General features: G+C 52.5%; 17 protein-coding genes and 1 tRNA gene. 12 read left to right on the top strand and 6 right to left on the bottom strand.

The genetic code is table 11. The features are described from left to right. Positions 1–144: 144 nt before the first annotated feature. On the top strand, positions 145–1,437 hold the full coding sequence (gene fadL / locus HII27_RS21855) for a long-chain fatty acid transporter FadL (protein ID WP_185669526.1): 1,293 nt from the start codon (positions 145–147) through the stop codon (positions 1,435–1,437). Positions 1,438–1,500: 63 nt separating this feature from the next. Here fadL and mlaA read toward each other — a convergent pair whose 3' ends face one another. Then, positions 1,501–2,256, bottom strand: a complete 756-nt coding sequence (gene mlaA, locus HII27_RS21850) for a phospholipid-binding lipoprotein MlaA (protein WP_185669525.1) — start codon at positions 2,254–2,256, stop codon at positions 1,501–1,503. Between the two features lie 288 nt (positions 2,257–2,544). Here mlaA and HII27_RS21845 point away from each other — a divergent pair, with 288 nt between their 5' ends. From HII27_RS21845 to HII27_RS21825, 5 genes are all read left to right on the top strand, one after another. Then, the gene (locus HII27_RS21845) at positions 2,545–3,486 is read left to right on the top strand and encodes a formate/nitrite transporter family protein (RefSeq protein WP_185669524.1); all 942 of its coding nucleotides are present in this window, start codon (positions 2,545–2,547) and stop codon (positions 3,484–3,486) included. A 75-nt stretch (positions 3,487–3,561) separates the two neighbouring features. Continuing rightward, a tRNA-Arg gene (locus tag HII27_RS21840) sits at positions 3,562–3,633 on the top strand. 344 nt (positions 3,634–3,977) lie between these two features. After that, positions 3,978–4,955: a TRAP transporter substrate-binding protein gene (locus HII27_RS21835; protein WP_185669523.1), complete on the top strand. Its 978-nt coding sequence runs from the start codon at positions 3,978–3,980 to the stop codon at positions 4,953–4,955. A 62-nt stretch (positions 4,956–5,017) separates the two neighbouring features. Then, positions 5,018–5,527, top strand: coding sequence for a TRAP transporter small permease (locus tag HII27_RS21830; protein WP_185669522.1), 510 nt, complete (start codon positions 5,018–5,020; stop codon positions 5,525–5,527). Positions 5,528–5,555: 28 nt separating this feature from the next. Next, the gene (locus HII27_RS21825) at positions 5,556–6,842 is read left to right on the top strand and encodes a TRAP transporter large permease (protein WP_185669521.1); all 1,287 of its coding nucleotides are present in this window, start codon (positions 5,556–5,558) and stop codon (positions 6,840–6,842) included. 51 nt (positions 6,843–6,893) lie between these two features. Here the strand turns inward: HII27_RS21825 and HII27_RS21820 are convergent, their stop codons facing one another. Continuing rightward, positions 6,894–9,398, bottom strand: a complete 2,505-nt coding sequence (locus HII27_RS21820; RefSeq protein WP_185669520.1) for an autotransporter outer membrane beta-barrel domain-containing protein — start codon at positions 9,396–9,398, stop codon at positions 6,894–6,896. 289 nt (positions 9,399–9,687) lie between these two features. Beyond that, the gene (locus HII27_RS21815) at positions 9,688–11,070 is read right to left on the bottom strand and encodes a diguanylate cyclase (protein ID WP_185669519.1); all 1,383 of its coding nucleotides are present in this window, start codon (positions 11,068–11,070) and stop codon (positions 9,688–9,690) included. 155 nt (positions 11,071–11,225) lie between these two features. Between HII27_RS21815 and HII27_RS21810 the strand changes: the two genes are divergently transcribed. Beyond that, entirely contained in the window at positions 11,226–11,702 is a 477-nt protein-coding gene (locus HII27_RS21810; RefSeq protein WP_185669518.1) for a WbuC family cupin fold metalloprotein, read from the top strand. A gap of 50 nt (positions 11,703–11,752) precedes the next feature. Here the strand turns inward: HII27_RS21810 and blaCTX-M are convergent, their stop codons facing one another. Next, positions 11,753–12,628: a CTX-M family extended-spectrum class A beta-lactamase gene (gene blaCTX-M / locus HII27_RS21805; RefSeq protein WP_185669517.1), complete on the bottom strand. Its 876-nt coding sequence runs from the start codon at positions 12,626–12,628 to the stop codon at positions 11,753–11,755. 513 nt (positions 12,629–13,141) lie between these two features. Between blaCTX-M and ypdK the strand changes: the two genes are divergently transcribed. Then, complete coding sequence (gene ypdK / locus HII27_RS21800) at positions 13,142–13,213, top strand: membrane protein YpdK (RefSeq protein ID WP_100249902.1); 72 nt, start codon at positions 13,142–13,144, stop codon at positions 13,211–13,213. 64 nt (positions 13,214–13,277) lie between these two features. On the opposite strand, the gene alaC is transcribed toward ypdK, so the two are convergent. Next, complete coding sequence (alaC, locus tag HII27_RS21795) at positions 13,278–14,504, bottom strand: alanine transaminase (protein ID WP_185669516.1); 1,227 nt, start codon at positions 14,502–14,504, stop codon at positions 13,278–13,280. 393 nt (positions 14,505–14,897) lie between these two features. On the opposite strand from alaC, the gene HII27_RS21790 reads away from it, so the two are divergent. Genes HII27_RS21790 through HII27_RS21780 form a run of 3 tightly spaced genes read left to right on the top strand, consistent with a single transcriptional unit; the run spans position 14,898 to position 17,951 of the window. Continuing rightward, on the top strand, positions 14,898–16,595 hold the full coding sequence (locus HII27_RS21790; RefSeq protein WP_185669515.1) for a sensor histidine kinase: 1,698 nt from the start codon (positions 14,898–14,900) through the stop codon (positions 16,593–16,595). A 12-nt stretch (positions 16,596–16,607) separates the two neighbouring features. Next, positions 16,608–17,345 (top strand): LytR/AlgR family response regulator transcription factor, encoded by a 738-nt coding sequence (locus tag HII27_RS21785; protein ID WP_185669514.1) that lies wholly within the window; start codon positions 16,608–16,610, stop codon positions 17,343–17,345. A gap of 45 nt (positions 17,346–17,390) precedes the next feature. Further along, positions 17,391–17,951: a nucleotidyltransferase family protein gene (locus HII27_RS21780; protein WP_185669549.1), complete on the top strand. Its 561-nt coding sequence runs from the start codon at positions 17,391–17,393 to the stop codon at positions 17,949–17,951. Between the two features lie 149 nt (positions 17,952–18,100). Here HII27_RS21780 and HII27_RS21775 read toward each other — a convergent pair whose 3' ends face one another. Next, on the bottom strand, positions 18,101–18,406 hold the full coding sequence (locus HII27_RS21775; RefSeq protein WP_185669513.1) for a hypothetical protein: 306 nt from the start codon (positions 18,404–18,406) through the stop codon (positions 18,101–18,103). Between the two features lie 214 nt (positions 18,407–18,620). Between HII27_RS21775 and HII27_RS21770 the strand changes: the two genes are divergently transcribed. Then, positions 18,621–19,142 (top strand): helix-turn-helix domain-containing protein, encoded by a 522-nt coding sequence (locus HII27_RS21770; RefSeq protein WP_185669512.1) that lies wholly within the window; start codon positions 18,621–18,623, stop codon positions 19,140–19,142. Positions 19,143–19,156: the final 14 nt, after the last annotated feature.

Raw genomic sequence — 19,156 nt, 5'->3', positions numbered from 1 at the left:
ACAATATTGCAACATACCAGCTGGTCAGACCTATACTCTCGTCACTGGTCTGATTTCTCTGTCGTAGTCCAGCCCCTACACTTCGCGCTTCTGTTACTACATGTAACATTGTTTGTATAAAAATAACTCAATGAGGTTATGGTCATGAGCCAGAAAACCCGTTATACGAAGTCTGCTCTTGCTGTCGCAGTGGCACTTGTTTCGACTCAAGCCTGGTCCGCAGGCTTCCAGCTTAATGAATTTTCATCCTCTGGTCTGGGCCGTGCCTATTCCGGCGAAGGTGCTATCGCAGATGATGCGGGTAATGCCAGCCGTAACCCGGCGCTGATAATGATGTTCGACCGTCCAACATTTTCTGCTGGTGCGGTGTTTATCGATCCGGATGTGAATATTTCGGGCAAGTCACCACTACCTTTCGGTAACCGCACTGATGCCGATAACATTGCGCCAACCGCATGGGTACCTAACTTGCACTATGTTGCGCCAATTAACGATCAATTCGGTTGGGGAGCGTCCGTCACCTCTAACTATGGCCTCGCTACCGAATTCAATAATAACTATGCTGCAGGTATATTCGGCGGTAAAACCGATCTACAAACGCTGAACCTGAACCTCAGCGGCGCATATCGTCTGAACAACAACTGGAGTTTCGGTTTAGGCTTTGACGCAGTTTATGCTAAAGCGAAGATCGAGCGTTATGCAGGTGAGGTCGGTCAAGTTATTGGGCAGCAACCAAACTCCCAGATTGCCTACCTTAAGGGTGATGAGTGGGGTTATGGCTGGAATGCTGGCATCCTGTACGAACTGGATAAAGACAACCGTTGGGGCTTCACCTATCGTTCTGAAGTGAAGGTTGATTTTGACGGCGACTACCGTAGCTCAATCCCAAGCCAACTTAATGGTGCTCTCCCTCCTGGTATACCTTTTGGCACCAACGGCAATACTATCGGCGGTTCCTTATCGCTGCATTTGCCTGAGATGTGGGAACTCTCTGGTTATAACCGCGTAGCGCCACAGTGGGCTATCCACTATAGCATTGCGTATACCAGTTGGAGTCAGTTCCAGGAGCTGAAAGCAACCGGTTCAAGCGGGCAAACGCTGTTCTATAAAGAAGAAGGCTTCAAAGATGCTTACCGCATCGCGCTGGGTACCACCTACTATTACGACAAAAACTGGACCTTCCGTACCGGTATCGCATTTGACGATAGCCCAGTTCCAGCAGATAACCGTTCAATCTCTATCCCAGACCAGGATCGTTTCTGGATCAGTGCCGGTACGACCTATGCATTTAATGATGATGCTTCCGTCGACCTGGGTGTTTCCTACATGCATGGACAGGATGTCACCATCAACGAAGGCAACGCTCCACTTAATTACACCTTCAAATCCGAAGGTAAAGCCTGGCTGTTCGGTACCAACTTTAACTATCGCTTCTGATAGCCTGCCGACATAAAAAAAGGGTGAACATCACGTTCACCCTTTTTTATTGCCATCAATCCGCTATTCGGAATCGATATCTTTCAGGTCACCCTGAATTGCCTGCGCGTTCGGGTTCTCTTCCGGCTTCAGCTTACCGCCGCTGGCGATAAAGTCATGCTGCTGGAAGTAGGCTTCACGCACCATAATGTACGGATCGGAAGACTGGCGCAGCAGGCCGTCGGAGTCGAGCAGCTGCGCACGCGTTTCTACCCCTTCAACCATCCACTTACCGATAGACATCGGCCAGGTCAGCCAGGAGAGAACTGGATAGGTGGTATCCGCGAAATCACCACCGTCTTCACGCAGCGTGAAGCTGCCGTAGAACGGCAGTTGCAGATACGGACCATAGCCTACGCCGTAATGGCCCAGCGTGCTGCCAAAGCGGTGCGGCTGGACGCGCTGCAGTTTCGGGTTAGCCATACCCGCCACGTCGATAAAGCCACCCATCCCCAGAATAGTGTTGAGGAAGAAGCGGGTAAAGTGCACCATCCCCTGGTACGGGTCGCCCTGTAAGAAGTAGTTCACCATCGTCGCTGGCTCTTCCAGGTTGCTGGTGAAGTTACTGAGGCCATTACGCGCAGGTTGCGGAACATAGTCACGCCAGGCGACGGCGACTGGACGAACGACATACGGGTCCAGCACGTTGAAGTTGAAGCTGTACATCGTGCGGTTAAAACCTTCGAAGGGGTCTGAACGCCCCTGCTGTTCTGTACCGGAACTCGCACAGCCCACCAGCAGTGTCGTCCCGAGCGCAAGCGCCGACAGGCGAAGCTTCATAAATGTCTCCCTGTTGATTATGGCTATCGCTGATTGCCATCCATGCGGCACGTTTACGTATCCGCCTGTTTAGATGTGAGCGATTGTAACAGCCCATCGGACGATGTCTATATAGCCAAGTTTTGTTGATTTTATCATAGCCTGGTAAAGCCGGGGCTGCGGCACGCCATGCCTGCCTGGCGCAATTAAATCTTTGCAATAACGTCAGTATTTCAGAATAGCGCCAAACCTGCATTGTCTGTAACCCGCTACGCTTAGGCTATATGTGCTTATTTCAGGGCCACCGCGATGGATGAACTCAAAAGAGAGACCATAGACCGCCACCATGACGAAATAGCCGTTGAAAGCGAAGAAAAACAGCAAGGGAAAAGCATTGAAGTGAATGAAGACCGGCTCCCCTCTCGCGCCATGGCGATTCATGAGCACATTCGCCAGGAGGGCGAAAAGGAGATGGAGCGTGATGCAATGGCACTGCTGTGGTCCGCCATCGCCGCCGGGCTATCGATGGGCGCATCGTTGCTCGCAAAAGGTATTTTTCACGTTCAGCTTGAGGGCCTGCCCGGCAGTTTTCTTCTTGAGAACCTTGGCTATACCTTCGGTTTTATCATCGTCATTATGGCCCGCCAGCAGCTCTTTACCGAAAATACCGTCACCGCCGTACTGCCCGTGATGCAAAAACCGACGTTGGGCAACGTTGGTTTACTGATGAGGCTGTGGGGGGTGGTGCTTCTCGGGAATATTATCGGAACGGGAATCGCAGCATGGGCGTTTGAATATATGCCTATTTTTGATGAACCGACGCGCGATGCCTTCACCAAAATCGGCATGGACGTGATGAAGAACAGCCCAATAGAGATGTTTTCAAACGCCATTATATCAGGGTGGCTGATTGCGACGATGGTCTGGATGTTCCCTTCCGCAGGGGCGGCAAAAATCGTGGTCATCATCCTGATGACCTGGCTTATCGCGCTGGGAGATACCACCCATATTGTCGTCGGCTCGGTCGAAATACTCTATCTGGTATTCAGCGGCATGCTCCACTGGGGGGATTTTATCTGGCCTTTCGCCCTGCCAACTCTCGCCGGCAATATCTGCGGTGGCACCTTTATTTTCGCCCTGATGAGCCATGCACAGATCCGTAATGATATGAGCAACGCACGTAAGGAAAAAGTGCGCTTAGCGTCTGAACAGGAAGGAAAGCGACAAAAAGATGAGAAGAATCAACTCTGAATGGCGAGTGTTTGAGCAGTCGAGCGGCCGAGCACTTACCCAGGCGCACAAAAAACGCTATACTCGGCCCGCTCTGTCCCCTTAGTTAAATGGATATAACGAGCCCCTCCTAAGGGCTAGTTGCAGGTTCGATTCCTGCAGGGGACAAATCCCTCCCTCTCCAGCCGTAAACGTCCCAACAACTGCAATTACACAGCCCTACGACTTTTATATTATTACTCACAATATAAATAGCCACCTAACATACAAAAAACAAATCCAAGTTTATCAACCTGCCAATAAGTCGATCCCACAAACACTTTTGAAACATTGTTCCAAATTCATGCTTTCGACATCATTTTTTGTGAACATCGTCAGCGAAATAATTGGTTACATTCATTAACCTGCACAACGAGCAGCATTAAGACCCTTTTTCACTGCCCTTTCCCAGGGGCGGTTCTTACTCTGTTTTTCTCTATTAATGGATATTAATACGTGTCTGGAGAAGGAAAATGAAATTGACAAAAACACTGTTAAGCTTGTGCATTGGTTCGACCTTAATATTGACTGCCCACACGGCTCTCGCGCAAACATTACGCGCCGCTGACGTCCATCCCGCCGATTATCCGAACGTAGTCGCCGTAAAACATATGGGGGAGAAACTCAGTACCGCGACCCAGGGCCGTCTTGATATTAAAACCTTCCCTGGCGGCGTTCTCGGCGATGAAAAGCAGATGATTGAGCAGGCGCAATTAGGTGCGATTGATATTATCCGTGTATCCATGGCCCCGGTTGCAGCGATTCTGCCTGAGATAAACGTCTTTACCCTGCCCTATATTTTCCGTGACGAAAACCATATGCATCAGGTACTTGATGGTATGATTGGACAGGAAATTGGCGATCGTCTGACCGGTAATAGCAAGTCTCGACTGGTGTTCCTCGGTTGGATGGATGCCGGTACTCGTAACCTCATCACCAAAGAACCGGTCGCCAAACCGGAAGACCTTAAAGGGATGAAAATTCGCGTACAGACCAGCCCGGTAGCGCTGGATACCTTAAAAGCGATGGGCGCTAACGCCGTTGCTATGGGAACCAGCGAAGTGTTCAGCGGCATGCAAACCGGCGTCATTGACGGCACGGAAAATAACCCGCCAACCTTTGTAGCCCATAACTATTTACCGGTAGCGAAAAACTATACCTGGAGTAAACACTTTATTATTCCTGAACTGTTCCTGTTTTCAAAACCAAAATGGGATAAGTTGAAAAAAGAGGACCAGCAGTTAATTCTCAATCTGGCGAAAGAGGCGCAGATGGAACAGCGTCAACTTTGGCAAGTCTATAACGAAAAATCCCTCGAAACGATGAAGGCCAACGGCGTTCAATTCCATAATATCGACACCGAATACTTTTATAACGCTACTCAATCCGTGCGCGATAAATACGGTAAAGACCATCAGGATTTAATTAAGAAAATTCAGGACGTGAAGTAATCGTTCGGGCGGGTGAACCTGTTCATCCGCCTCAGTTCCATTATGTCTTCGAGGTTATGATTATGGACGAACGCTATTCGTCATTGATGGATATTATCTATCGTATCTCCATGTGGATTGCCGGGCTCGCGCTGCTGGTCATGGTTGCCGTTATCCCCGTAGGTATTTTTGCCCGCTACGTGATGAACAGCGCCCTCTCCTGGCCTGAACCGGTTGCCATTTTATGTATGGTGACTTTTACCTTTATCGGTGCCGCCGTCAGCTATCGCGCGGGCTCCCATATTGCCGTCAGCATGGTCACCGACCGTCTGAGCGAAGGTGCGCGCCGCGTCTGCCTGATCCTGGCCGACCTGATGCTGATGGCCATCAGCCTGTTTATCCTCTGGTACGGCACCCTGCTGTGCTACGAGCTGTGGGAACAGCCGGTGGCGGAATTCCCGCTGCTCACCGCCGGAGAAAACTACCTGCCGCTGCCAATAGGTTCCGCCATCACCCTGCTTTTCATCATCGAAAAGCTCTGGCGTGGCCCACAGTATCAGCGCCCTGTCGTGATGCTGGGTTCCACCAGTTAAGCCCCGGTTATTGAGAAAAGGAATACAGATGGACGCATTTATTCTCGTCTTTACGCTCGGCATTATGCTGGCAATTGGGGTACCGGTGGCTTTCGCCGTGGGCATCAGCGCCATTATTGGCGCCTGGTATATTGATATCCCGCTGGAAGCGGTGATGATTCAGTTAACCAACGGGGTCAATAAATTCTCGCTGCTGGCGATTCCGTTCTTTATCCTCGCCGGGGCGATTATGGCCGAGGGCGGCATTGCCCGCCGACTGGTGAACTTCGCCTATATTTTCGTGGGCTTTATCCGCGGCGGCCTGTCGCTGGTGAATATCGTCGCCTCAACCTTCTTTGGCGCCATCTCCGGCTCATCCGTGGCGGACACCGCGTCGATTGGTTCGGTGATGATCCCGGAAATGGATAAAAAGGGCTATCCGCGCGATTTCGCCGCAGCGGTTACCGCCAGCGGTTCGGTGCAGGCCATCCTGACGCCGCCAAGCCACAACTCAGTGATCTACTCACTGGCAACCGGCGGCACGGTCTCCATTGCCGCGCTGTTTATTGCCGGTATTTTACCGGGGCTGCTGCTGAGTTTAAGCCTGATGGTGATGTGCGTATGCTTCGCCCGCAAGCGCGGCTACCCGAAAGGTGAACGTGTGCCGTTCCGCCAGGCGCTGAAGATTTTCGTCGATACCCTCTGGGGGCTGATGACCGTAGTCATCATTATGGGCGGGATCCTCTCCGGTATCTTTACCGCAACGGAATCCGCGGCCATCGCCTGTCTGTGGTCGTTCTTTGTGACGATGTTTATCTACCGCGACTACAAATGGTCCGAGCTGCCAAAACTGATGTACCGCACGGTAAAAACCGTCACTATCGTCATGATCCTGATTGGTTTTGCCGCCGCTTTTGGCGCCATCATGACCTATATGCAGCTGCCAATGCGTATCACCGAAGCCTTCACCAGCATCTCCGATAACAAGTATGTGATTCTGATGTGCATTAACATCATGCTGCTGCTAATCGGCACTTTGATGGATATGGCGCCGCTGATTCTGATCCTGACGCCGGTGCTGCTGCCGGTGACCAATGCGCTGGGCATCGACCCGGTTCACTTCGGGATGATTATGCTGGTTAACCTGGGAATTGGTCTGATTACGCCGCCGGTCGGCTCGGTGCTGTTCGTTGCCAGTGCGGTCAGTAAGCAAAAAATCGAGCAGGTGGTGAAAGCCATGCTGCCGTTCTACGGCGTCCTGTTCCTTATCCTGCTGCTGGTCACCTATATTCCAGAAATTTCGCTGTTCCTGCCTAAACTCTTCGGCGTGATGTAAAACCCAACAGAGGCGACGATTCCGTCGCCTCTCTCTTTTCCTGCTCGCTTATCAGAACGCGTAACGCACCTTCAGGCTAACGCTTTGGCTGGTAAAGGCGGTGCGCTGCCCCGCGTCGTACTGAACCGTGCCGTCCAGCACATCGCTGAACTTCGCCGTTACCCCAACGCCTGCCATTGCAATCCACGGGCTTTCGCTCATGCCACGATAGGTGAATGGCGTTGTCGTGCTGCCGATAAAGGCCGCCGTGGTGTCAGAGCGCCGGTTCATCGTGTCATAACCTGCACCGATATAGCCGTGAACATTCACAATATCAGAGAGTTGCAGCCCGGCCTTTAGCTTACTGGAGACAATTAACGCTTCGGTAGTGGCACCATCCACCTTCAGACCAACGTCATCAGCACCGGACTCCTGATAGCCATCATCCTTCACCCGATAGTAGTCGGTGCGCACCTCAGGCGTTAACGTCACCTCGTTCGTCGGATGGAATGCGCTTTGCAGCCCCAAACCCGCCTGGAAGGTATCGCTGTTATAGTCTGAGTGCGCCACGCCGTTAAACACCGAACTACCGTCCGCCGGGTTCTCAATATTCAGGTATCGATTACCTTTAGTGGTATTGCGCCCCAGCCCGGTTTGCCACGTCAGCCCAGTGTCCGGCGTAAAGTCATAGCCGCCATAGACCAGCATATTCCAGCTATCAACCCGCGCATCATGACGGATATCATCGGACGTATCGTTAACATCCGTACGGCTCATTCCCAGCGCTAAACCAAGCCGGGTACGGTCATAAACTAGCCCATCGGCCCCGATGGCAATGCCGCGCGTATCTGCGTTGTAGCCTGCGTAATCGCCACGAGTGGACTGGCTATCCCAACGCCCCACCGGGCGGATCCACAGATATTTCTCCGGATTAAACTCGCTGAGGTAGCCCTGCCCACGCACTGAATCCTGACGGCTGCTGACGATATCACCAAACGCACGCAAATTATTAAGCGCGATATACGGCATGCTGCCATCCATCAGCGGAGCAAGCTGAACCACGTTTTTGCGCACCTGCCCGGCATTAAACGATGAAGTAATGGCACAAACGGTACTGGCGAGCGCGCCTGTACAGGCTGTCGCCTGGGAAGCGTTATTGTTGTTGATAATCGTATCAACAACCGTCCCTACGCCCGTCAGCGAATCGTTGCTTTTGGTCGTCGCGATAGTATTGGATACCGTCGTCAGATTGGTATCGACTATTTTCAACGAGTAGGTGGTCCCGGTCAGTTCTTGCACAAACTGGTAACGGAGCGAGTCATCCAGCACCGCGGAAGGCGTGCCGGTAATACTGGCCGCCGTCACTACGTTCGTCAGTTCATCACCGTCGGTAAAGCTCGTACTGCCGCGCGTTGCGACCACCACCCGTCCGTTGAGCGTAGCATCACCCGTGGCCTGTAATTGGCCGTAGCTGGTCGAACTGTCGGCCTGTAGACCCAGCACGCCAGTAGCGGTCTGCGAGTAGTCTTTGACCACCGACGGCGCGCTGGTACTGAGCAGTTCAACGATGCCGTAGTTATGCAGATTAGTATTTGGGGCGTTGATCCTGCCGACAATCGCTCCCTGGTTTTTCACCCCATCGCTAATGACGGCTGCGCCATCGACGCGAATAGCATCGCCATCCAATGCGCCAATAATACCGGTATTCGTCAACTGTCCAAGGAAAGCGCTGTCCGTTACTACAATGGCGTCACCGGTACCCGCACCGATGATATAGCCATTATTCTTCAACGTGATAATCCGCGAGGTGCCACCCAGCGAGATACCAGCAACGCCCGCATCAATAATGCCATCGTTGATGATCGAATTGACCGTTGCGCCATCGCGCGTAGTGATGCCGTTGCCCGCCGATGAATAGATAACGCCATTCGCCGCATTCTGCAGAGTGTAGTTAGTGACCTGGTCGCCCAGATAAATGCCGTTACTTCCGGCCCCGCTGGCCGTAATATTCCCCTGGTTAACTATCGTACCGTCATTGCTATACAGCACATTAATACCGTTCGCGGTGTCTCCGGTCGTCACGATATTACCGCTATTGTTCAGCGATGGCTGACGAGTGTCAGCGCCAATATTGATACCGTGGCTGTTCGCCCCCGTCGTTGCCAGCGTACCGCTATTGTTTAGCGAGCTGTTTCTAACTTCGCTTATATCAATGGCATCAGACCAATCACCAGAGGTGGTTATCGTCCCCGCATTTCCGAGCGTCGCCCCACCGGTGGTGTGATATTGAACCGCATCGCCATCGGTCGAGATGATGCTGCCGTTGTTTTGAAGAGTGCCCCCCATGCTTGAGAAGTACGCGGCATACAGTTGACCAGAGGTGGTTATCGTCGTTCCTTGCGTAATATTGATATTTTGTCCCGCAGAATCAAAACGCTGAGATGACGTGATGGTGCCGGAGCACGTCACAGAGGTAGCGCTTGAAGTAGAGCAATCCGCAAACGCGGTTGGAACCGTAAAGAGACCGGCGCTGCCGGTAAAACCCGCGACGAGCAAACGCATTGATTTTTTATTCATTTCCCTCTCCCCAGGAAAAGAAACACAATTGCATCACATATATATCAAGATCGTTACATCGCTTAATAAATCACTAAAAAATTAAGAAATATATAAATTTTACTTATGATTTAAAACATCCCTCTTATGCCTGATAGAGACATCAAAAATCGGCATGACGTGCGGGCAGTAACACCAGGTAGCGACGCGAAAACAGAGGGGAATAGACTGGGGATTAACCGTCAGAAGACGTTCTCCTGACGGTTTCAGGGAGTGAGGGTAAAAGCAGTACGATGGCGAAACCGACCGTTTACTGGGCGGCTTTCCACATCTCGACGCAGTTCCTACCACGTTTTTTGGCGATATAAAGCGCTTCATCCGCCAGTTGGATCAGCCGTTCATAGTCCGGGTGACCGTTAAACATCGCCGCCCCGATCGACAGCGACAGCGGGATATCATTACCGTCCGGTGCCTTCACTTTGGTTTTCTCAACCCGACTGCGGATACGTTCGGCGGTGCGCAGTGTATCAACCGGGGAAGCTTCGGTGAGGACGATAATAAATTCATCACCGCCGTAGCGGAACACGTAATCGCTGCTGCGCACGTTGTCATAAAAGACCTGAGACACCCGACGCAAAATATCATCGCCGGTGTTATGACCCCAGGTATCATTAATTTTCTTAAACTTATCGACATCAATCACCAGAATAGACAGCGGCGTGCCAACCCGGTTAGCGTGGGCGATTTCACGTTTAAAAATGGTTGGCAGAAAACGGCGGTTGAGCAGTTTCGTCAGCACGTCCATCCCTACCTCATGGCGAGAAACCTCTTCAAACAGCTCACGGAGCAGAGTCAGGATCTGCGACACCGTACTTCTAAGCTGGATCAGAAACTTATTACGCTGGGCTTTGTTGCCGAGCGATTTATCTCCCGCGCTCTGGACGTGGATAACACCATCGAAATCCTGCATCAGTCGGGAAATATGGCCCACTTCGGCAATACCGCTGAAGTAATGACGTCCCTTATGGTTAAACCACAGGCCAAAGTCCGACTGGCTGAGCGGCATGCTGTTGCCGAGATCCGAATCCAGCACGACTTTATAGATAATATCGAGCTCCCAGGTCAGCAACGTGGCGATTTGCCGCTCTTTCTCCTCTTCGGCATTCTCCAGCAGCGAGAAGATTCGGTAGTTCTCATCCTCTTTCGATAGGCTGCTTTCACTGAAGGAAAATGCCCGCGACATGACCTCCATCGCCAGGTCAATACTGTTGATAGCGAAGTGGTAGATCTGCAGCTTATCGGCCGCCTCCTGCGAGCTGTAAATAATGGCGGGATAGAGGATTTTCTTCAGTACCCGAAATCCCATCTCCACCAGTTCAACCGGAATACCGATCCGCGCGTGCACTTCCGCAACGGTATGCTGGGCTTCAATCAGGCGGTCGATGTCCTCCTCTTTGCAGGAGAGAATATCGATAATCCACTTCTCCAGCGCGCTCTTGAGCTGTTTTTCCACCTGCTCATTGCTAAGGAACTCTTCAGCGTGAGGGTCGGCCAGCACCACTTTATAAAATTCAGCGCACAGCGCATGCGCATTTGCGGCGGCAATCTCTGCGGCCAGCGTCCGTATGTGAGGTTCGGTCTGCTTAAGCAGCAACAGCCACTCGCCTTTCATCTTCTTCAGGTATGTCTCCATGGGCGACTCTCTCACATAACAATCATTCATAAATTAAATAACAACTATGCAACTATGACCTTTAGCGGCATAAGACACAAGCCACAGGCTTCACTTGCCCGGTAAGTTCTGGCAATCTGGCGACCACATTTTCCCGTATAAACAAGGCCGTCAGGATGAAACAGATCACCTGTAACGATATGCAACAGCAGAGCGCCGCTGCCGCTCAATCTCCACGACTGCGCGCGCACCGTAATTTCCATCCTGAGCTAAGCGATCCGGTTCAGCGTCTGGCGATTGCGATGGAGCCAGGTACCTACGTGCGCCCACACCGCCATCCGCATACCTTTGAGCTACTGCTGCCACTCAGCGGACGTTTTGTGGTGCTGAATTTTGACGAACAGGGAACGGTAACTCACCGGGCGGTACTGGGAGAAAGCTGCACCGTACTGGAAATGGCGGCGGGCACCTGGCATGCCGTGCTGTCGCTGGACAACGGCGGCGTGATTTTTGAAGTGAAACAGGGCGCGTATCAGCCTGTCGCTGAAGAAGACTACGCGCCGTGGTCTCAGGCTGAAGGAGAAGCGGGAACCGCTGAATTGATGGCGTGGTATGCCATGGCTCAGGTTGGTGACAGCGCGCCAGCCCGCTGAGTGTCCTCAATGCCCCGCCATCCTGCGCGGGGCGTTTTTAACCACTGACGCTAAAGCCCTTGGGTAACGATTTTTGCCGCAGCGGCCAGTACATCGCGGCGACTTTCCGCCTTCTGCTCAGGCTGGGTAAAGTAGGTCACCAGAATCAGCGGCGCATGGTCTTCCGGCCAGATAACGGCGATATCGTTGGTCGTACCATAATCCCCGCTGCCGGTTTTATCTCCCACCACCCATGATGTTGGCAGGCCCGCCTGAATGCTCGCGCTGCCGGTAGTGTTGCCCTTAAGCCACGTCACCAGTTGCGCCCGCTGGGTTTCCGCCAGCGCTTTACCCAGCGTCAGATTACGCAGCGTCTGCGCCATCGCCAACGGCGTGGTGGTATCGCGCGGGTCGCCAGGGATAGCAGTATTGAGCGTTGGTTCGGTTCGGTCGAGACGGAAGGTTTCATCCCCCAGCGAACGGGCAAAGGCAGTGACTTTATCCGGGCCGCCAAGATGCGCAATCAGCTTATTCATGGCGGTATTGTCGCTGTACTGCAGCGCCGCCGCGCTAAGTTCCGCCAGCGTCATGGTGCCGTTAACGTGCTTTTCGGCTATCGGATTGTAGTTAATCAGATCGCTCTTCTTAATTTCAACACGCTGATTTAAAAGCGTCTTATCACTTTCGCTCTGCTTGAGCACCGCCGCTGCCGCCATCACCTTACTGGTGCTGCACATCGCAAAGCGCTCGTCTGCGCGATAGACAATTTGCGAATCATCAGCGGTGTTAATCAGCGCCACACCCAGCCGTCCGCCCGTGCTTTTCTCCAACGCTTCCAGCTTTTGCTGCACGCTGCTGGTCCCGGCGTACAGTGCCGTACTGCCAAGCAGTAGCGGAAGAGTGGCCATCATCATTAACATTGTCCGGCGAACGCCCAGGGTCATCATAGAAAATCCTCTGTCAGTATTATCCCTCGTCCATTCAGTATTCATTGAAAAAACAAAAAGTAAAAACAAAACGGCCCGTTTTTTGCCGATCCGTAGCCGCATGTTCAATATCCGCGTCAGAGGGCACATTCTATTTCGCCATCCTGCCAATAAAGGGCTCAGGCGAAGAACGATGATTATCCGACATTCGTCACAAAATTAGCCTTTAAATCAATGGGGTTTAAGCGAGCAGAAAGCGGTAAACGAAACGTCGCCAGAATGGAATTTATTACCGTATGAAATTAAAGTGTCGCCGAATCACGACACTCGTAAGTAACTAAAAATTAATAAAAAAATCCCTCTTGTTTCCCCTCATCTTTAGGCGTACATTAGCGCCATCTGGAGCACAAATGCACAGAATTCTGAGGTGATGCCAGTCGCGAAAAGTCAGTCAGATTTTTCTGTCGGTTGATATCAACTCGCAGTACCACCCGGTCATAAGTGCGTAGAAAAAATTACGCGGAGAGATGAGTCGTGAAATATTTCTTTATGGGCATTTCCTTTATGGTCATCGTTTTTGCCGGCACGTTCGCCCTGATGATCTAGCCAATAAAAAGCAAAAAAAACAGGAGCCAATTGGCTCCTGTTTGCTTTTCTGGGGATGAAGCGATCAGCCCGCTGATTTACCCTCTGACGGCAGCAGGCCGTCGGCGCGGAACATCGCTTTGATGCCGCGAATGGCCTGGCGAATACGGTCACGGTTTTCAATCAGCGCAAAGCGCACATGGGTATCGCCATAGTCACCAAAGCCGATGCCCGGCGACACGCAAACCTTCGCATCCTGCAGCATCTTCTTGGCGAACTCCAGCGAGCCCATATGGGCGTACTGCTCGGGTATTTTAGCCCACACGTACATCGATGCTTTCGGCATGTCGACCATCCAGCCCGCCTCATGCAGCCCTTTCACCAGCACGTCGCGGCGGCGCTTGTACTGCGCGGCGATATCGTGCACGCACTGTTGATCCCCTTCCAGCGCGGCAATCGCTGCAACCTGTAGCGGAGTGAAGGTACCGTAGTCGTGGTAGCTCTTAATACGCGCCAGGGCATTGACCAGGGTTTTATTACCCACCATAAAGCCAATACGCCAGCCCGCCATGTTGTAGCTTTTCGACAGCGTGAAGAACTCGACCGCCACGTCGCGAGCACCGGGAACTTCCATAATCGACGGCGCTTTCCAACCATCGTAGACGATATCGGCATAGGCCAGGTCATGCACCACCAGCACGTCGTAACGTTTAGCCAGCGCGACCACTTTTTCAAAGAATTCCAGCTCGACGCACTGCGCGGTCGGGTTAGACGGGAAACCTAAGATCATCATCTTCGGCTTCGGATAGCTTTCGCGAATCGCCCGCTCCAGCTCGTTAAAGAAATCGACCCCTTCCACCAGCGGTACGGAGCGTACCTGGGCTCCGGCAATTACCGCGCCGTAAATGTGGATCGGGTAACTCGGGTTCGGCACCAGTACGGTATCGCCGTGATCGAGCGTCGCCAGCATCAGGTGCGCCAGCCCCTCTTTTGAACCAATGGTCACAATCGCTTCGCTTTCCGGGTCAATCTCGACGTTGTAGCGATCCTGATACCAGCGAGAGATCGCCCGGCGCAGGCGTGGGATACCGCGTGAGGTAGAGTAGCCGTGAGTGTCCGGGCGTTGAGCCACGGTACAGAGTTTTTCGACGATGTGCGGCGGCGTCGCGCCGTCCGGGTTCCCCATGCTGAAATCGATAATATCTTCGCCGCGCCGACGCGCAGCCATTTTCAGTTCAGCGGTAATGTTAAAAACATAAGGGGGTAAGCGATCGATACGCGTAAAACGGCGTTCAGGACTGGAGTCAGCCATAGGTTCCTCAGATTTACGTTAGCGCCCGAACCGTTCGAGCGACGCTGCCACCGATGTGGCATGACTAGAAAATAACCTGAAAAAATTGGCGCTGTCGAGGGGGCAGGTAAAAAAATATTTCCGCAGCGAAAAGGGGAAGGCCTACGAATGGAAATTAATCACTAGTGGTCAAAACCAGTAAAATTAAAACACAGATATAACAATATATTATCTAGTTATTTTCATTGGAGTTGTACTGATCGGTCGAAAATTTATGATCTCACCTCGGTGATTCGTTTTCTCTATCAATCCCCTTTTAAAAACAGGGTTTATCCCTATTCATGCGTACCGCTGGTCATCCGCCGCCGGGTTTCTTATCATAAGCGCTTTCCTGAAAACATTCGGCGCTCCCCCATGCACGAAATACTCAATATGCTGCTCGCGGTCTATGACCGGGCCGCATTAATGCTGATCTGTCTTTTTTTCCTGATTCGCATCCGTCTGTTCCGCGAACTGCTGCACAAATCAGCGCATACCCCGAAAGAGCTGCTGGCGGTCACGGTCATTTTCTCGATGTTCGCTATCTTCAGTACCTGGTCCGGCGTGCCGGTGGAAGGGTCGCTGGTGAACGTGCGGATCATCGCAGTGATGTCGGGCGGGATCCTGTTTGGCCCTTGGGTAGGCGGTATTGTGGGGATTATCGCTGGGATCCACCGCTACCTGATTGATGCCGGTGGCGTCACCGCGGTGCCATGTTTTATTACCAGCATTATTGCCGGGATCCTCTCCGGCCTGATTAACCGCCGGGTGCCAAAAGAGCTACACTGGAAAATCGGTATTCTTGGCGGGATGCTGTGCGAAACGCTGACCATGATTCTGGTAATCGTCTGGGCGCCGAATATCGCACTGGGCGTGGATATCGTGTCAAAAATAGGTATCCCAATGATTGCCGGCAGCGTCTGCATCGGCTTTATCGTTCTGCTGGTACAGAGCGTTGAGGGGGAAAAAGAGGCCAGCGCCGCGCGCCAGGCCAAGCTGGCGCTGGATATCGCCAACAAAACGCTGCCGCTGTTTCGCCAGATAAACAGCGATACGCTACGTCAAATTTGCGACATCATTCGTCAGGATATTCACGCCGATGCGGTAGCGATCACCAATACCGACCGGGTACTGGCCTACGTCGGCGTGGGAGAAGATAACTACCACAATAACGATGACGCCATCAGCCCCACCACCAAACAGGCGATCAACAACAACGAAATCATCATTAAAAACAATGATGAAGCCTATCGTACCCCAGAAATTCACTCGATGCTGGTGATCCCACTTTCCGAGAAAGGGGTCGTCACCGGCACGCTAAAAATTTACTACTGCCACGCGCACCAGATCACCTCCTCGCTGCAGGAGATGGCGATAGGGTTATCGCAAATCATCTCTACCCAACTGGAAGTGTCTCGCGCCGAACAGCTGCGGGAAATGGCAAATAAGGCAGAGCTGCGCGCGTTACAAAGTAAGATCAATCCCCATTTCCTGTTTAACGCCCTGAATGCGATTTCTTCATCGATTCGCATGAACCCGGATACCGCCCGGCAGCTGATTTTCAATCTCTCGCGCTACCTGCGCTATAACATTGAATTAAAAGATGATGAGCAGATTGATATTCGCAAAGAGCTGTACCAGATTAAAGACTATATCGCCATCGAACAGGCGCGTTTCGGCGATAAGCTCACGGTCATTTATGATATTGACGATGAGGTGAACTGCCTGATCCCTAGCCTACTGATCCAGCCGTTGGTGGAAAACGCCATCGTGCACGGCATTCAGCGCAGCAAGGGGAAAGGCGTGGTTACCATCAGCGTAACGGAGTCTGGTAACCGCGTGCGCATTGGCGTGCGCGATACCGGGCCGGGTATCGACCCGCTGGTCATTGCGCGGGTTGAAGCCAACGAAATGCCGGGGAATAAGATAGGCCTGCTCAACGTGCACCACCGCGTCAAACTGCTGTACGGCGAAGGGTTGCATATTCGCCGTCTGGAGCCAGGCACGGAAATGTCGTTCTATATTCCTAACCAGCGTACGCCCGTGCCGGTCGCCGCCACGTTATTGCCCTAACCCGGAGTTTACATGAAAGTCATCATTGTCGAAGATGAATTCCTGGCACAGCAGGAGCTGACCTGGCTGATTCAGCAGCATAGCCAGATGGAGATTGTCGGAACGTTTGACGACGGGCTCGACGTGCTGAAATTTTTGCAGCACAACAAAGTGGATGCCATTTTCCTCGACATCAACATTCCATCTCTGGACGGCGTACTGCTGGCGCAGAACATCAGCCAGTTTGCCCATAAGCCGTTTATCGTCTTTATCACCGCATGGAAAGAGCATGCGGTGGAAGCCTTTGAGCTGGAAGCATTCGACTACATTCTGAAGCCGTATCAGGAATCACGCATCGTCACCATGCTGCAAAAGCTGGAAGCCAGCTGGCAACAGCAGCAGGCAGGTAGCGTCAGCGTGGCCAGCAGCGCGCCGCGCGAAAATGACACCATCAACCTGATTAAAGACGAACGCATCATTGTGACGCCGGTAAACGACATCTACTACGCCGAAGCGCACGAGAAGATGACGTTTGTCTATACCCGCCGCGAGTCGTACGTGATGCCGATGAACATCACCGAGTTTTGCGCCAGGCTGCCGGCCAGCCAGTTTTTCCGCTGCCACCGCTCCTTTTGCGTCAACCTGAATAAAATTCGCGAGATAGAGCCATGGTTTAATAACACCTACATTCTGCGCCTGCGCGACCTGGAGTTTCAGGTGCCGGTGAGCCGCAGCAAGGTGAAAGAGTTTCGCCAGATCATGCATCTCTAGCTCGGGGACGGGCGACATTAAACGGATATTCTGTAGATGAAAGCGATGCCCTACCAGGAGACCTTACAGAGACTTTTGCTTGCCGACCCTGGCAGAATGCAGGCGCTTCATGCTGTGCAAACCCTAGGGCTCAGGGACGGCTGGATCGGCGCCGGATTTGTGCGGGAAGCAGTGTGGGATCACCTTCATGGGTTTAGCCCACGCCCCGTAGCAGGCGATGTGGATGTGGTATTCTTCGATGAAAATCAGTGCAGCCCGGATGAGGATCGACGCCTGGAAGAAAAGCTTCGGCAACTGACATCAGCATTTGACTGGTCAGTGAAGAATCAGGCCAGAATGCATCACCATAACGGCAACTCCCCCTATGACTCAACGGAGCATGCGCTGAGCTTCTGGCCCGAAACCGCGACGGCGGTGGCCGTCAGAATCGCATCTTCAGGTCTTATTGAGAGTATCGCCCCTTATGGGCTTCACGACCTCTTTGGACTCCGTCTCAGGCCGACGCCCCCGTTTGAGCGGGATAAGCTCGCCGTTTTCAGAGAGCGGGTTGCGATAAAAAGATGGCTGGAACGCTATCCTCAGCTACAGCTTGTAAAGGCAGCATAGTAGCGGTTTCTCCCAGGTCACTTTCTCGCCTTTAAGCCTCCCGCACACGCGCATGCCTCCTTATCCGGCTGACGTAAATAATGGTATCAACGCCGAGCAGTTTACCCTTAGCGATATAAAGCGAGACGTCGACGAAAACGAGAATGGCGCTACCAGATAAATAATAATGAATAGAGTCCGATAAACATGATGATGTTGAGGATGACCTGAGCCAGAAGCACCAGAAAAGCCAGGCTCCCGAACACCGTTATTTTTCTACGCAGAATAAACGTCACGCCGGACAGTACGGCACAAAACAGAACGATTTTTAAAAGGTAAGACAACGGAACCAGCGCGGCATGGGTGGTATGAATGCCCGCAAGGCCAATCAGGCCCAAAACCAGCCCGCCACAAAATCCCCATCCCCAAAACGTCATTGGCAAACTCAGTTGCCCGGTGACCAACTTTTTCAACACAGCACTATCCCTTTTTAATTATCTCTGTACGTTAATGCTTTTATCATCCGTTATCCTGGACGGTATAGCGAATTTTACCTGTGCCTCATGGGTTTAAAAAACTACCCTAAATGAGGTGTCGGGCTCCTGTCAGGTTGGTGTCGCCTGCCTGTCGTGCCGCTATGAGAAAAGATGTGCAAGACTGTTCCTATCCCATATCTACGAGGCAACAGCAATGAGTACGAGTGAAAAAATTAAAGCCTACCGGCTCAAAAATGCATGGTCACAGGAGCAGTTGGCGCAGCTGGCCTCTCTGTCGGTGAGAACGATACAGCGCATTGAAAATGGGCACACGCCGGGGCTGGAAACCATCAGCGCATTGGCCTCGGTATTTAACGTTACGGTCTCGGCGCTTTCGGAAGAGACGGAGGCGGCAAGTGAGGCGCTGGATACGCGAATCCACGATGCCAGACAGCGCGTACAAGAGGAGACACGCTTCTACCGCACTTTGACCATTGCCACACTGGTCTGCGCCGGGCTGATGGCGGTGAACTACTTTTACTCGCCTGGCAGCTATTGGTCACTGATAGTGACCCTAATCTGGGGTTCACTTATCGCCTTTCGCGGACTGAGAACCTTTGTCCTCCGGGAGCGCATTGCCCAATGGCAGCACAACCGGATGCAGCGGCTGTTACGTGAAAAAAATGCCACATCGACGCCGGATAAACCACATGCCGATAGCGACGCTAATTCATGATGTCATGAGCGATG

The sequence above is a fragment of the Kluyvera sichuanensis genome, assembly GCF_014218705.1.
Taxonomy (GTDB): domain Bacteria; phylum Pseudomonadota; class Gammaproteobacteria; order Enterobacterales; family Enterobacteriaceae; genus Kluyvera; species Kluyvera sichuanensis.
Note: the sequence above shows the minus strand (reverse complement) of the source record. Positions and strands in the feature narration are given on the sequence as shown.

Bases quoted from the DNA above. Each gene is read 5' to 3' on its own strand.
- fadL (WP_185669526.1), top strand. From the start codon at position 145: ATGAGCCAGAAAACCCGTTATACGAAGTCTGCTCTTGCTGTCGCAGTG.
- mlaA (WP_185669525.1), bottom strand. From the start codon at position 2,256: ATGAAGCTTCGCCTGTCGGCGCTTGCGCTCGGGACGACACTGCTGGTG.
- HII27_RS21845 (WP_185669524.1), top strand. From the start codon at position 2,545: ATGGATGAACTCAAAAGAGAGACCATAGACCGCCACCATGACGAAATA.
- HII27_RS21835 (WP_185669523.1), top strand. From the start codon at position 3,978: ATGAAATTGACAAAAACACTGTTAAGCTTGTGCATTGGTTCGACCTTA.
- HII27_RS21830 (WP_185669522.1), top strand. From the start codon at position 5,018: ATGGACGAACGCTATTCGTCATTGATGGATATTATCTATCGTATCTCC.
- HII27_RS21825 (WP_185669521.1), top strand. From the start codon at position 5,556: ATGGACGCATTTATTCTCGTCTTTACGCTCGGCATTATGCTGGCAATT.
- HII27_RS21820 (WP_185669520.1), bottom strand. From the start codon at position 9,398: ATGAATAAAAAATCAATGCGTTTGCTCGTCGCGGGTTTTACCGGCAGC.
- HII27_RS21815 (WP_185669519.1), bottom strand. From the start codon at position 11,070: ATGGAGACATACCTGAAGAAGATGAAAGGCGAGTGGCTGTTGCTGCTT.
- HII27_RS21810 (WP_185669518.1), top strand. From the start codon at position 11,226: ATGAAACAGATCACCTGTAACGATATGCAACAGCAGAGCGCCGCTGCC.
- blaCTX-M (WP_185669517.1), bottom strand. From the start codon at position 12,628: ATGATGACCCTGGGCGTTCGCCGGACAATGTTAATGATGATGGCCACT.
- alaC (WP_185669516.1), bottom strand. From the start codon at position 14,504: ATGGCTGACTCCAGTCCTGAACGCCGTTTTACGCGTATCGATCGCTTA.
- HII27_RS21790 (WP_185669515.1), top strand. From the start codon at position 14,898: ATGCACGAAATACTCAATATGCTGCTCGCGGTCTATGACCGGGCCGCA.
- HII27_RS21785 (WP_185669514.1), top strand. From the start codon at position 16,608: ATGAAAGTCATCATTGTCGAAGATGAATTCCTGGCACAGCAGGAGCTG.
- HII27_RS21780 (WP_185669549.1), top strand. From the start codon at position 17,391: ATGCCCTACCAGGAGACCTTACAGAGACTTTTGCTTGCCGACCCTGGC.
- HII27_RS21770 (WP_185669512.1), top strand. From the start codon at position 18,621: ATGAGTACGAGTGAAAAAATTAAAGCCTACCGGCTCAAAAATGCATGG.